14 protein-coding genes and 1 rRNA gene are annotated in these 13,672 nt (G+C 64.6%); 7 read left to right on the forward strand and 8 right to left on the reverse strand.

Annotation, left to right across the window (positions count from 1 at the left end; all coding sequences use genetic code 11):
• Together rrf and CH274_RS15905 are read left to right on the forward strand one after the other, a co-directional pair.
• Positions 1 to 97, forward strand: a 5S ribosomal RNA gene (gene rrf / locus CH274_RS15900); the annotation flags it as partial.
• A 395-nt stretch (positions 98 to 492) separates the two neighbouring features.
• Entirely contained in the window at positions 493 to 1,113 is a 621-nt protein-coding gene (locus tag CH274_RS15905; RefSeq protein ID WP_179275771.1) for a DUF6188 family protein, read from the forward strand.
• On the opposite strand, the gene CH274_RS15910 is transcribed toward CH274_RS15905, so the two are convergent.
• Positions 1,092 to 1,841: a YqjF family protein gene (locus tag CH274_RS15910; protein ID WP_254923928.1), complete on the reverse strand. Its 750-nt coding sequence runs from the start codon at positions 1,839 to 1,841 to the stop codon at positions 1,092 to 1,094. The genes CH274_RS15905 and CH274_RS15910 overlap by 22 nt on opposite strands.
• Before the next feature lie 23 nt (positions 1,842 to 1,864).
• Positions 1,865 to 2,533: an SIMPL domain-containing protein gene (locus CH274_RS15915; RefSeq protein ID WP_094658066.1), complete on the reverse strand. Its 669-nt coding sequence runs from the start codon at positions 2,531 to 2,533 to the stop codon at positions 1,865 to 1,867.
• An 88-nt stretch (positions 2,534 to 2,621) separates the two neighbouring features.
• Here CH274_RS15915 and CH274_RS15920 point away from each other — a divergent pair, with 88 nt between their 5' ends.
• On the forward strand, positions 2,622 to 3,614 hold the full coding sequence (locus CH274_RS15920) for an isopenicillin N synthase family dioxygenase (protein WP_094658067.1): 993 nt from the start codon (positions 2,622 to 2,624) through the stop codon (positions 3,612 to 3,614).
• Here CH274_RS15920 and CH274_RS15925 read toward each other — a convergent pair.
• Entirely contained in the window at positions 3,608 to 4,036 is a 429-nt protein-coding gene (locus CH274_RS15925) for a DoxX family protein (protein ID WP_094658249.1), read from the reverse strand. The two genes, CH274_RS15920 and CH274_RS15925, sit on opposite strands and share 7 nt — an antisense overlap.
• Positions 4,037 to 4,070: 34 nt before the next feature.
• On the opposite strand from CH274_RS15925, the gene CH274_RS15930 reads away from it, so the two are divergent.
• A complete protein-coding gene (locus CH274_RS15930) occupies positions 4,071 to 5,138 on the forward strand; it encodes a DNA polymerase IV (RefSeq protein ID WP_094658068.1) in 1,068 nt (355 codons plus the stop codon).
• Here the strand turns inward: CH274_RS15930 and CH274_RS15935 are convergent, their stop codons facing one another.
• From CH274_RS15935 to CH274_RS15950, 4 genes are all read right to left on the reverse strand, one after another.
• Entirely contained in the window at positions 5,139 to 5,843 is a 705-nt protein-coding gene (locus tag CH274_RS15935; RefSeq protein WP_032394937.1) for a TerD family protein, read from the reverse strand.
• A gap of 125 nt (positions 5,844 to 5,968) precedes the next feature.
• Complete coding sequence (locus CH274_RS15940) at positions 5,969 to 7,720, reverse strand: pyruvate dehydrogenase (RefSeq protein ID WP_094658069.1); 1,752 nt, start codon at positions 7,718 to 7,720, stop codon at positions 5,969 to 5,971.
• Positions 7,721 to 7,969: 249 nt separating this feature from the next.
• Positions 7,970 to 8,635: an aspartate/glutamate racemase family protein gene (locus CH274_RS15945; protein WP_256993599.1), complete on the reverse strand. Its 666-nt coding sequence runs from the start codon at positions 8,633 to 8,635 to the stop codon at positions 7,970 to 7,972.
• A 3-nt stretch (positions 8,636 to 8,638) separates the two neighbouring features.
• Complete coding sequence (locus tag CH274_RS15950; RefSeq protein ID WP_094658070.1) at positions 8,639 to 10,057, reverse strand: MFS transporter; 1,419 nt, start codon at positions 10,055 to 10,057, stop codon at positions 8,639 to 8,641.
• Between the two features lie 199 nt (positions 10,058 to 10,256).
• Here CH274_RS15950 and CH274_RS15955 point away from each other — a divergent pair, with 199 nt between their 5' ends.
• Positions 10,257 to 10,931 (forward strand): GntR family transcriptional regulator, encoded by a 675-nt coding sequence (locus CH274_RS15955; RefSeq protein WP_094658071.1) that lies wholly within the window; start codon positions 10,257 to 10,259, stop codon positions 10,929 to 10,931.
• A gap of 16 nt (positions 10,932 to 10,947) precedes the next feature.
• On the opposite strand, the gene CH274_RS15960 is transcribed toward CH274_RS15955, so the two are convergent.
• On the reverse strand, positions 10,948 to 12,066 hold the full coding sequence (locus CH274_RS15960) for a YbfB/YjiJ family MFS transporter (RefSeq protein ID WP_094658072.1): 1,119 nt from the start codon (positions 12,064 to 12,066) through the stop codon (positions 10,948 to 10,950).
• Positions 12,067 to 12,222: 156 nt separating this feature from the next.
• Between CH274_RS15960 and CH274_RS15965 the strand changes: the two genes are divergently transcribed.
• Positions 12,223 to 12,522, forward strand: coding sequence for a type VII secretion target (locus tag CH274_RS15965; RefSeq protein WP_094658073.1), 300 nt, complete (start codon positions 12,223 to 12,225; stop codon positions 12,520 to 12,522).
• Positions 12,519 to 13,502 (forward strand): WXG100 family type VII secretion target, encoded by a 984-nt coding sequence (locus tag CH274_RS15970; protein ID WP_094658074.1) that lies wholly within the window; start codon positions 12,519 to 12,521, stop codon positions 13,500 to 13,502. Before CH274_RS15965 ends, CH274_RS15970 begins: the two co-directional genes overlap by 4 nt.
• The last annotated feature ends 170 nt before the right edge of the window (positions 13,503 to 13,672 follow it).

The following is a 13,672-nucleotide window of genomic DNA, read 5'->3' on the forward strand; positions in this document are numbered from 1 at the left end:
GGAAACGCCCGGTCCCATTCCGAACCCGGAAGCTAAGCCCTCCAGCGCCGATGGTACTGCACTCGACAGGGTGTGGGAGAGTAGGACACCGCCGAACACAATTTCCCAGAACACCCCCAGACCACCCGGTCCGGGGGTGTTCTGCATTTCGAAACCACCAGACACCGCGCCGTCTCGCACACGGTCGCACCCCGGACACCTACCATTTCCCACGCACTCGGCGAACGCGCGCGCATTCGCGGAACGGCGACCACCACCGCAGCCGGCATCAGCCTCCACCCGACCCGATGAGCTCACACCCACAGGGGGGGGCAAACGCGCGCGCAGTCGCCATCCGCGCGCAGAATCTCAGGCCGATCACTGACCATTTCCCGCGCACCTGACGAAGGCGCGCGCATTTGCCATCCGCCGAGGGCTGAACCCAGTACCCCGCATCGTGCCCCGGCCTGTCTTTGTGGGCTCCCACAGGATTGTGTGGCACAGTCGATGTCGATGAAACTCGCCGTCGTTCAGAAGCGTGTCAGCAGAATCCTGCTCGATTTCGATCTGAGTATCGAATTCGACAACGGTGCCAGCATTGCCTTCAGCGAGGTGATGATCGACGGACTCACTGTCGACGAGGACAATCAGTTCGAGGGTCTACGAGCGCTCGCGACACTGCACGGTCTTGTATGCGACGACGCAGACTACGACGAATCCGGTGTTCTCCGTCTTACGTTCGAGGGCCGGCAGACAGTGGTGGCCAGTCCGCGAGACGAGGTCGAATCCTGGGAGTACACGGGTGCGGACGGCTCGACAGTGGTGTGTGGACCGGGAGGGGCTGTCGATTCGTGGCCCGCACCCGAGCATCCGAAGTCGGTGGCCCCGGCCGTCGAGAGGCTTCCTTCCATCGGTGCGACCGTGGTTCGGCTCTCGACCGGCGACGACCCTGCCGTCGAATTCTCGGATGGAACCAAGCTGTTCTTCGACCTCTCCCTCGACGCCGGGTACCTCGTGTTGCGGGAGAGTGTGACGTCGAGTTCCCTCGCCGACAGCGTCGCTGCTGCACAAGGAGATTGGGTCGTCGAACTGTCCTCGGGGCACGTGATCTTCTACCGACCGCGCACTACGTAGGGTCTCCCGAACTGGGTCTCGACACCGGGTGAGTACAGAACCGAGTCCGGTCGCCGGGTACTGACGCCGGGTAGGCCTGCCGCTGCCACGAGCTCGTCGGAGCAGTGGGTGAGTTCTGCGTCGACCAAGGGCCAGTGCCGGTGGACGTTCGGGACGTACAGCAGGCGACCGGCCAGTGAGGTGTGCAATCCCCAACGCGCGGTGAGGAACACCGCGAGCGGATCCTCGGACAGGTCGCGTGATCCTCTGACGACGCCGAAGTCGGTGGTTGCGCCGCGGTGTGGGGGAGCGAGCCGTTTGCTGCGGTAGCCGATCGTGGTGCTGTCGTCGGCGATATCGATCGAGGACCAGCGGTACGGAATGCGAGCAGCGTTGGTGCCCAGCACGACTGCGAGTCTGGTTGCTTCCAGGGATCGGAACACGACGCCGCGTCGCCCCTCCGCGTCGACCGAGTACAGCCGAACGTTGATCTCACCGAAGGTGCCGAAGTACGGGACGGGGTGACGGTAACCGAGGCCGGCACCGACCATGTGGAAGCCGATCAGCCCAACCCACGACGAGCCGTCGTATTCGTCGGGTACGCACCCTCGGGGCAACAGCGGGGCGACGTCGGAACTCGGAACCCGCCAGTGTAGAAAGACCAGCCGTTCCCATCGCTGATCCATCACGATCGGACGAGGCAGTAGCGGTGGCCGCGGCCAGAGGCGTCGGGCATCGTCTCGGTTCATGATTCGAGCCTAGGCGCGAGGCGTCAGGAGGCGGTGAATCGGGCGTGCACGCTCGCCGAGATGGTGATGTTCTCCGGCTTGAGTGCAAATCCGGTAGGCGCTGATTTCGCGGCGAACATACGTGCCGAGGATTCCGGTCCACCGCTCTCCGCGAACCCTGGCAGCAGACCGGGATCGGCCACCGCGACAGCGTGCACGCCCGATCGTCCCAGGCTCGACGCGTAGGCCTCGGCCTTCGAGACGGCGTCGCGCACAGCGAGTTCCCGGACCGCCAAGGTGTGAGCGGTTCTGCTGGATTCGGTGAGGTCCCAATCGAAGTGGTCGATCGACACTCCCTCGAGTGCTGAGGCTGCGTAGACGAACGCGTCCACCAGATCGAGCTGGCTGAACTGCACTTCCACTGACGCCTCGGCTTGATAGACGTACGGTAGTTGCTCTCCGTCGTGGTTGAACGGGCGCTGGCGCGAGTGGCGCACCTGGTCCACCGACCATCGATCGATGGGTCCCCCGTCACTGTTGTAGAGCGGCTCGACCAGTCTGGTGAGCTCCCGGACGAGTTGCTGAGCAGGCTCGGATGCGGACTCTGCAGTGCGACCGTCGGTGCGGACGGTCAGCGCGAGTGTGCACTGTTCGGGTGGGTAGGTGGCTGCGCCGTGACCGACGACGGTGATGTCGAGTGCTTCGGGGCTCATGACACTCAGTGTTGCATCCGGGTCGGGCGGTTTTACCGAACCTGAACACTGCTGGCCGACGCGTCGAGGGAGGAGGACAATCGCGAACATGCTTCCCGTTCTCGATCTCGGTCTGGCCGACCACGACCCCCGCGCGTTCCAGTTGTCGCTGCGCGAAGCAGCTCACGGGTCCGGCTTCTTCTATCTCGTCGGACACGGGATCGAGATCGAACGAATGCACGAGGTACTGCGCCTCGCGCGAGAGTTCTTCGCCGTGCCGGACGGTGTGAAGGAAGAAATCAGTCAGCTGAATAGCCCGCATTTCCGCGGCTACTCCCGGGTGGGTGGCGAGCTGACCAACGGCCGGGTGGATTGGCGAGAGCAGATCGACATAGGTCCCGAACGCCCGGCGATCGAGGGAGCCGAAGGTTACTGGAACCTTCAGGGCCCCAACCTGTGGCCGTCGCAGCCGGCCGGGTTCCGAGAGACGTTCGAGCAGTGGGAGCAGTCCGTGTCGGGTCTCGGGCTCCGGTTGCTCCGGCACTGGGCGCAGTCATTGGGTGCGCCCGAGAACGTGTTCGACGACGCTTTTGCCACTGCGCCCGCGACGCTGATGAAAGTCGTGCGTTATCCGGGCACTGCTGATCACTCGCAGGGCGTCGGAGCGCACAAGGACTCCGGGGTGTTGACGTTGCTGCTCGTCGAACCGGACTCGGCCGGTCTGCAGGTGGAGACGACCGCCGATTCGTGGATCGACGTACCGCCGCTGGACGGAGCATTCATCGTCAACATCGGCGAGTTGTTGGAGGTTGCGACCGGCGGCTACCTACGTGCGACGCGTCATCGGGTGGTCGCGCCGGGACCCGACACCGACCGGATATCGGTGCCACACTTTCTGAGCCCGGCCCTCGATGCCGTCGTCCCGGTGATCGAACTGCCGACCGAATTGGCGCGGCAGTCACGAGGAGTCGAGAACGATCCTGCCAACCCCATCTACAGCACCTACGGCGAAAACGCGTGGAAGTCCCGTACGCGAGCACATCCCGACGTGGCACAGTTGCACCACGGCATCGTTCCGGCCGGTCGGCAGTCTGCCTACTGATTCCTACTGTGGCCCTGACGTGATGCGCGAAACTGCGCCCATGCTCCGGTGCACCACAAGGCCCATACGATCAGCAGTGGCTGGAACAGCAAACGGATCCCTCGGGCCGTATCTGAGTCGAGGCCGAACGCGTCGGTGTGCGTGACGAACTGCGAAATGTTGCCGGGAAAGACCGCGACGAAGAACGCCGCGACCACCCAACCGATGACCGGTGCGCGAGCGGTCCAGAACAGCAGCGCCAGGCCGAGCGCGATCTCGACGACACCCGACGCCAGCACGACGAAGTCGGTACTGATCGGAACCCAGGTCGGCACCTGGGCGGTGAAGGTGCTCCTCGCCCAGAAGAGATGACTGAGTCCGGCGAAGACGAGGAACGCTCCCAGTACTACTCGTCCGATGGTGCGAGAAATCGATTTCGTCATGGCGTCATGAGACACCACGGGCACACTGAGCACTATGACCGGGAGTACACCGACCGACCCAGCGCGGCACCGATGGGTACTGCACGTCGACCTCGATCAGTTCATCGCTGCCGTCGAAGTGCTCCGCAACCCGGACCTGGCGGGTAAAGCCGTCGTGGTCGGCGGTAGAGGAGATCCGACCGAGCGTGGGGTGGTGTCGACGGCCTCGTACGAGGCGCGTGCGAAGGGGGTCGGATCCGGAATGCCACTACGCGTCGCCGCGAAGAAGATCCCGGACGCAGTCTTCCTCCCCGTGGACAAGCCGGCGTACGACGAGGCCTCGGCACTGGTGATGGACACTCTGCGGTCGTTGGGATTCGTGGTCGAGGTGATCGGATGGGACGAGGCGTTTCTCGGTGTGGAGACCCACGACCCCGAGGGCGTGGCAAAGACCGTCCACGACGCGGTGTTCGACGCGACGGGGCTGCATTGCTCGGTCGGCATCGGGGACAACAAGTTACGAGCCAAGATCGCCACCGACTTCGACAAGCCTCAGGGCATCTACCGGCTTACGCAGGACAACTGGTTCGAGGTGATGGGCGATCGCGGTACCGATGCGTTGTGGGGGATCGGCAAGAAGATCTCGAAGAGGCTGACCGCCCTCGGCATCTCGACAGTCCGAGAACTGGCCGATGCCGAGGACGCGGACCTCGCCGCAGCGTTCGGACCGAAGATCGGTCCGTGGCTCGGTACCAAAGGGCGAGGTATCGACCTCGCACCGGTGACGTCCGAGCCGTGGGTCGCACGGTCGCACAGCCGTGAGGTCACGTTCCAGACCAACGTCGCCGATTGGGCGATCGTCCGAGACGAGGTCGCCGCGTTGACGTCGAAGGTGCTGGCAGACATCGAAGCCGAGAACCGGCCGGCCGTGCGAGCGGCATTGAAGATCCGCTACGCGCCGTTCGAGACCCATACCGTCAGTGCACCGATCATCGGAGCGCCCACCTTCGATCCGGAGATCCTGACCTGGGCCGCGGTGGCGCTCGTCGACCTCCTCGACCATACGAGAGAGGTTCGACTGATCGGCGTCCGGCTGGAAATGACTCCGCCGCAACCTCTCTGACTACTTGCGGCCCGCCGCCCAGCGCAGTCCCCAACCGTACTTCTTGTCGAGGTCGGCTTGGCTGCCCTGGATGTACTCGACTTCTCGGGTGACCGTGATACCGGCAGACGTGTTCTCCAACAATGCGATCGAGCAGATGCGCGCAGAGTTCTCGGCCGAGTCGAGGCGTACCTCGACCTGTGGTCCGCTGGTCGGGTACAGCGTCACCACTCCGTCGACTGCGGCCCAGTTCGGTGCGCCGTCGTAGATCATCGCGAAGATCAGGATGCGGGCGAACTTCTCGGGGTGGGCAAGATTGATGTGCATGTTCTCGCCGCCGCTGACCGAGCCGGAGCGGTCGTCGCCGTCGAGCGCGATGAACGGGGCATCCTGCAGCGAACCGAAGCTGTTGCCGAGCGCTTGGACCACGCCCTTGGAGCCGTCGCGCAGTTCGTAGAGGCACCCGAGGTCGAGATCCACACCGCCGGAGCCGTACGACGCAGCAGCCAGCTTGGCCAGAAAGCCCTTCTTCTTCGGCTGCGCTGCGGGTGCCCCGGACGACCAGTTGAGGTTCACCCGCATGGAGCCCTGCTTCTCGCCGGACTTGGTGAGGCTGATGGTCGGCGATGCCTTGGACAGCGTGACTTTGCTCAGACTGACGGGTGCTCCGGCTTGCTGCGCGGGATTCTGCCCCGTAGAGGGCTTGCGGGTGTAGTCGATGGCCATGGTGGAGCCTTCCGGGCGGGGAGGTGCCGGATCGCGATGTCCGGTTTGGGCGGTGTGTCGACAATAACCGCACGACCGACGAGCGCGGTGCCCGCACCGACCTCGGGTTCCCTGCCGATGAAGATCTACGGGCGCGGCACGTTACGCAGATTCGACTTGGCCATCCGAACGGCCTCGCCGACACCGCCGTTGAGCACGACCTTGCTCATCGCGAGTGCGAATCCCTTGATCTGCTCGCCGGTGATGGTCGGCGGGACCGAGAGCGCGAGCGGATCGGTGATCAGCTGTACCAGTGCCGGACCGTCGACGGCGAACGCGGTCTCGAGTGCGCCGCGGATGTCCTCGGGCTTCTCGACGCGTTGTGCATGGATACCCGCAGCCGCCGCGATGCCGGTGTAGTCGACCTGCGGGACGTCGACACCGAAGTCGGGCAGACCGTCGACGAGCATCTCGGCCTTGACCATGCCCAGTGTCGAGTTGTCGAACAGCACGATCTTGACCGGCAGCTTGTACATCGCGACGGTCAAGAGTTCGGAGAGCAGCATCGAGAAGCCGCCGTCGCCCGAAATCGACACGACCTGGCGGCCCGGATTGGCGAACTGCGCACCGATGGCGTGCGGCAGGGCATTGGCCATCGACCCGTGCAGCATCGACGCAACGAATGCCCTTCTACCCGTGGGGTTGATGTAGCGCGCGGTCCACACATTGCACATGCCGGTGTCGGTGGTGAACACGGCGTCGTCGGCGGCGAGGTCGTCGAGTACCGACGCGGCGTACTCGGGGTGGATGGGGACGAGCTTCTCGGCGTTGCGGGTGTACGCACCGACGGTCTTGCCCATCAGGTCGTTGTGCTTGTCCACCCACTTCTCGACATAGCGGCGATCGGCCTTGCGAGTGACCAACGGCTGCAACGCATTCAGGGTCGCCCGAACATCACCGTGAATCGGGTACCGGACCGAGGTCCGACGTCCCAGCTTCGTGGGGTCGATGTCGATCTGCGCGGTGGTGACGCCTTCGGGGAGGAACTGCTGATACGGAAAGTCGGTGCCGAGCAGGATGAGTAGGTCTGCGTCGTGGATCCCGGCGTGCGCAGCTCCGTAGCCCAGCAATCCCGTCATGCCGACGTCGTACGGATTGTCGTACTGGATGAACTCCTTGCCACGCAACGAATGTCCGATGGGAGCGCCGATCGTGTCGGCGAACGCGACCACCTCGTCGTGAGCGCCCTTGACCCCGTACCCGGCGAAGATTGCCACCTTCTCGGCGTCGTTGATGGCGTCGGCCAGCTTCTGGATGTCCGCCGCGGGTGGTGTGACGACCGGTGTCGAGGGAATGGCGATCGGGTCCATCGTGCCTGCGGCCGACAACTCGGCGATGTCGCCGGGAATCGTCAGAACCGATACCCCGCCGCAGGTGACAGCAGCGTTGATCGCCGCACGGAACACCCGGGGTGCCTGCTCGGCAGTGGAGACGAACTCGTTGTAGAGCGAGCATTCGCCGAAGAGACGGTCGGGGTGCGTCTCCTGGAAGTAGCCCGATCCGATTTCGCTGCTGGGAATGTGCGACGCGATCGCCAGAACCGGTGCGCCCGAACGATGTGCGTCGTACAGGCCGTTGATCAGATGTAGGTTTCCCGGTCCGCACGAACCAGCGCAGACGGCGAGTGTGCCGGTGGTCTGCGCATCGGCCGACGCAGCGAACGCCGCGGCTTCTTCGTGGCGTACGTGAATCCAGTCGATGCCGCCCTTGGCCGATCCTCCGGTGCGACGCACTGCGTCGACCACCGGATTGAGACTGTCGCCGACGATGCCGTAAATGCGTTGTACGCCGGCGTCGACGAGTCCTCGAACGAGCTGATCGGCCACTGTGGTGGGCATTGATTCTCCTCAACTTTGCGACGCGATGTTCTCCGATGTTCTTCGGCCGCGTCTCGTCGACGGCTTCCCTGTGCAGAGGGCCTGCCAAACATCCTGGGAGCGCACACGGGAGCCGTCAAGCGAAAAGTGCTGGTAGATGCTGTGGCGATCTCCGTCACGTCGGGATATTTCAGGCAACACCCATAGATGACGGCGGTTATCCGCCTACCGACTAGCTTCGGTGAACGCAGCCCGGGCGATGGTGGAGATCTAGCTGCGTACCGCGTTCGAGATTCTGTCGACGACCATCGCAACGGCACTCGGAACCGGCTCGATGACGTCCACGTCGGTGCGCAGCGCCAGCCGCCGAGCCGAATCGCTCAACGGTCCGCCGCCGATGACGACGGCGCTCGCTCCGGCTGCCACTGCTGCATCGACCGCCGTTCCCAGTTCGTCGACGCTCGACGCGAGGTCCTCGGCCAGGACCAACGGCGATGACGCGGTGAGGAACACACCCGCAAAATCGCCGTCGGGCACGGTGGCACGAGTCAGTGCTTCGAGTTGGCCGGCGAGATCGGCTGTGGTGGTGGCGATCGCGAAGCGGCGACCACCACGTGCGGCGTGCAGGATTCCTGCCTCTCCGATCCCGACGACCGGAATGTCGACGAGGGCTCGGAGTTCGGCCGCACCGGGATCACCGAACGCGCCGACGATCACAGCGGCGGGGCCATGGTGCTCGATCGCGTCGAGGGCCGCCGCTACGACTTCCGGTCCTGCAGCCCGCAGCTGTTCGGTGCCGGTGATCATCGCCGGTCCGGTACCCGCGGTGATTCCGATGACGGTGAATTCCGTGTCGTGGAGCCAACGTCGAGCAACGTCGACGAGCAGCTGCGTCGTTGCAGTGTTCGAGTTGGGGTTGACCATGAGAATCTTCACTGCTCAGCCATCTTCCGGCATGGGTTGTCCGAAGGTCTCTTTCGGGAACTGCACGGCAATGCCGCACACGATGAACAGGCCGGCCAGCATCGCGAACATGGCACCCACGCCGGACGAGTCCAGTACGGCTCCGGCAATGAGCGGGAACAGTCCGCCGGAGAGGGAGCCCAGCGCCAGGATCACCGACGTCGCGAGGCCACGGATTCGCGTGGGGTACTGCTCGGGCGCGAACAGCCAGATCGTCGTGTTGAGGATGATGACCGAGAAATTGAACAGGGCACCGAAGACCAGTACTAGGCCGATCGACGTTGCGAAGAAGCCGAATCCGAGCCCGGCGACGATCCCGAGAACGGCACCACCGGTCAGTGTCACCTTGCGGGGGAGTTTGCGGGCGATCAGTGCGGCGGTCAGCGCGCCGATGAGCGATCCGGATTGCATCACGAGGGTGTACCAGAGCGCACTCGAGATCGACATTCCCCGCTCGGTCAGAATGACGGGAATGAGTGTGAGCATCGAGATCTGCGCTGCGTAGGACATGCAGACGGCAATGCCGAGGGCGAGAGTGCTTCTGCGGTAACGCCGCCCGAACATTTCCGTCCACCGTGCGCGCGGTACGGCGGGATCGTCGACCGAGGTGTCGACGTTCAAGTACTGAACCTCGGAGTCGAGCGTGCCGCGAAGCTTGCCTTGCGCCAAGCGGTTGATGACGGTATTGGCCTCGGCCACACGGCCTGTCGCGGCGAGGAAGCGAGGCGTTTCCGGAAGCGAACGGCGGTAGAACACGACCGCGAGTGCGGGCAGTACGAGTAGACCGAACAGCCATCGCCAGCGGTCGTCACCGGTGAAGATTGCGAAGACGATGACCCCGAACAGTGGGGCGAGCATGTTGCCCAGACCTGCAGCTGCGACGTTGATCATGCCGACCGCGGTACCGCGATGCTTGGCGGAGAAGAATTCGGAAAGCATGATCACCGCTACGGCGATCTCACCGCCGAGTCCGAGCCCGACCAGGAATCGAGCGCCCACCAGCACCTCGTAGTTGGGCGCGAACGCGCACAGCAGCGAGCCGAATGCGAAGACGAGAAGGTTTGCGCCGAGGAGGGTTCGGCGACCGAAGCGGTCCATCACCGCTCCGGCCAGGATGCGCCCGACTGCGACGGCGGTGAACGTCGCGGTGTTCAGCAGCCCGATCTCGGTTCCGCCGAGTCCCCAGGATTCACGCAGGAGCGGTCCGGTGATACCGACGGCATTCTGTTCGATGGCGTCGAAGAAGACACCGAACAGGACCATGGCGACGATGCCGAAGTGCGCTGTGGTGAGGCCGATCTTCGAGTACGACGCCTCGATCTGTTCGCTGAGGCTGCCGGCCTCCGGTGGCGGGTCGATCGGTGACGGCTTCTCGTTCGTGGTCGGGACGCTCATCCCAGTGCCTCTCGCTCAGTGGTATACCAACAGCGGAGAATTTACGGAGCATTGCGCCGCGACAGGTTTCTGGGCGGTAACACTTGCGTTTCCAGATCCTCTCACCTGCTCCTTTCTGTCGAGGTGATCATTGGGCAAAGTCCGCCGATGACCCCTGTGGATACGCGGTATACCTGCGGGTCGCTGGTATACAAGCATCATGGCATCCACGGAAGGTCGCGAATCGCTGTCGCGTTCGGTGTTCGACGCGATCAGAACACGCATCCTCGACGGCCGCCTCCGACCTGGTGAAACGCTGAGCGAGCGCAATCTGGGTACCGAGCTGCAGGTGTCGAGGGTGCCGATTCGTGAGGCACTTCCATTGCTCGAAGCAGCCGGGTTGGTGACGCTGTCGCCGAGACGCCCTGCCGTGGTGACGGGAGTGACCAGAAGTTCGGTCGACGAGTTGTACGACATCAGGTCCGCACTCGAGCCGCTCGTTGCTCGCCGAGCAGCGTCCGCTGTGTCGGCGGGAGCGGACTCGTCATCGTTGGTCGACGCCGTGTCCCGTGCAGGTGCCGCTCTCGAGCGGGGCGATCTACTCGACTTCCATCACGCGAGCTCCGGAGTGCACTCGGGGATCGAGGAATTGTCCGCCAACCGACTGTTCCCGGTCATCATGGAACCACTGCGGGAGCGCAGTAACCGACTCAACATGGCCAATCTCGAACGAGATCCGTCGCTGCGCCACGGGGAGCATGTCTCCCTCGTCGACGCCATCGCCAAGGGGGACCCGGAGTTGGCGGCCGCGGTTGCGTTCGCACACGTGGAATGGGGCAGAGCGCGAACGTTCGAGACTCTGGCGCAAGTTCCGGGCTACGACCCACAGCACTGAGCCGACCGAGCCGTACTCATCGCGATGCGGTCAGTCGGGACACCCGTACGGCCCCGGCGGTCCCGAGGATCAGCACGCCGGTTGCGACTGCGAAGGCGATCGAATAGGAGTCGCCGATCGCAGGTGCAACGATCAGCGGGCCGAGAACCTGCCCGACGCCGTAGAACGCAGTCAGTGTTGCTGCGGTACGCCCGATGGGCAGTGTCTGGGCGGTGCTCATCGTCAACATCGTGATGCCCATGAACGTTCCGCCGAACAGCAGAGCCGAGAACACGGCAGCAACGGTGTTCCCGGTCAGAGCGGGGAGCACCGCTGCGATCGACTGCAACGCGAACGCTGCCACCAGGGCGTTGCGCGAGCTGGTTCGGCGGGCGACTGCCTGCCACAACACACTCGCCGGTACCGCGGCGAATCCGACGACGATCCACACCGCCGGACCCACCGATGTGCTGCCGTGGCCACCGACCGCCGCCACGAGGAACGTACCGACGATGATGTAGCCGAGACCTTCGAGGAAGTACGCGAACAGCAACGTCCGCCATACGGTCCGGGTCCTGCGGTCGATGTCGCCGGGTTCAGCCCGCGCTGCGGGCTCGGGATGCACCCGTAGCGTCCACGCCGGGGCGATGAGGACCGTTGTCAGGAGCGCCGAGCACACCCACAGCGCCTCCCATGACAGGTGCGGTCCGACGAGCAGGGTCAGAATTCCCGACGCCGCGATGCCTGCGCCGACACCGCCGAACGCGATACCGGGGGAAGCGCCGTCGGCGCGATGCTTCGTGACGGTGCTCGCGCACGCGATGAAAACCGCTGCGCTCGCCAGGCCCGCCAGAAACCTCAGTGCGGAGAACGCGGCGGTGGAATGGGCAGCGGCCATGGCCAACTCGCTCGCGACGAGTATGACTGTCCACAGACGGAACGATGTCGTCGTGTTGATCGACGGGCGCACGGACAACACGATTGCGCCGACGAGGTAGCCGGCGTAGTTCGCGGTCGCGATGACGGCACCGCTGCTCGGCGTGACCTCCGATGCATCGACCATGATCGGCAGCAGCGGCGTGAACACGAATCGTCCGACACCCATCGCGGCCGCGAGTCCGGCCGCGGCAGCGAACGACAGTCGACGGCCGTTCATGGCGAGCACCCCCCTATATCGTTAGCCGGGCCAACGGTACCCGCCGCATTCACGACCCCGGAATCGGACCGTACGGAACCGATCCGAGCCCACAGGCGTCAAACCCCATGACGCCGAAACACCGGGCGTCGATACGGTGCGACTCGGGGGAGCGTCATGACAGTGAATGTGGATCCAGTGATCCTGCGGCAGTTCTCGAATATGTTGTCGGCGACCGGCGGCGTGATCCGTGAGTTGGATGCTCTTGCTCCGTTCCGTGAATCGGAGAATGCGTTGCTGGGTAGCGACTTCCACGCAGCTTGCGCGGCGGCGGCGGCTGCAGCGGCCGGAGCTGTTGCAGCTCTGGCCGGGCGCGCGGAATGCGTCGCAGACATCGCCCGCGGCGTCGCGCAGAACTACGAGATCACCGACGACGAACTCGCCCGCCGGCTCGATGCGATGGACCGGCCGAAATGACCCCGACGGTCCCGCATGTCGCGGGGTGGGAGCCGGAGTCCATGCGCAAGACGATGATCGAACTGTCGGAGATCGTCGAGCGCGTCAACGGCCAGCGCACCGGAGTGCTCGAGGAGCAGGACGCGTTGGCCGAGACCTGGACCGGCGAAGCAGCCGACGCCGCAGCCGAACGCGTGGTGACCGAGTGCTCCCGGATGGGCTCGGTGTGCAGTGAGATCGATTCTCTTGGAAAGGCATTCGAGAGCGCAGCCGGAATCGTGGAAGCCGCAAAGGCGCACCTGCAGGCGCAGGTGTCGGCGGCGACGGCCAGCGGGTTCGCCGTACGAGCCGACGGTGTGGTGGATCCCGAGGGAATGATCGCGCTGATCCCCGACGGGCTCGGCGAGGAAAAGGCGCGCCAGGCCGACGAACTACGCTCTGCTGCAGCACAATTGACACGAGACATCCAGGGGGCGCTGTCGCAGGCCGAGCGCGCTGCGATCGACGCTGCGCAGCAGTTGGCCGAACCCACGAAGCACTTGGCCGAGCTCGCGCTCGGCAGCGCGACCGGGAACGTCGTGGAGAATCCGGACGGATCGTTCTCCTGGATGCCGGACTGGCCCAGCACCGTGGCCTCGTCGGTGATCTCGGGTATGAGCGACGTGACGAGAAGGGTGCTCGAATTGCCCGGTGTCGATTCCGTCGACGATGTTGCCAAGAACATCGGACGCGGTCTGGGAGTGTTCGGTTCCGTGGCCGGAGCGATCCCCGGAATCGCCGACAATATCGACGACGGCATGGACCCGACCGAAGCCGTCATCGTCGAGGCCACACCGATTGCCGCGGGAGCAGTTACGACCTGGGCGTTCGGTCTCCTGGGTGGCATGGCGGGTTCCGTCGTTCCGGGACCTGGGACCGCGGTCGGCGCTGCTGCCGGAATCGCACTGGGTGGACTCGTCAGCTATGGAGTAGACAAGCTGTTCGAGGCGGCGGGAAAATGAGCGAATGCAGGGACGGTCGGACGCCGCAGCGTGAGGACGTGCTGAGCAAAAGCGTGGTAGGACAGAAGTATCCACTGTGGGTGAGAACGTGGCGCAGTGTTCACCTGGGGTGGCTCGTAGCTCTCGGCGTTCTGTCTGCCGTCCTTGCGGCGACAATCGTGACTTCCGGG

This window comes from Rhodococcus sp. 06-418-5, assembly GCF_002258285.1.
GTDB lineage: Bacteria > Actinomycetota > Actinomycetes > Mycobacteriales > Mycobacteriaceae > Rhodococcoides.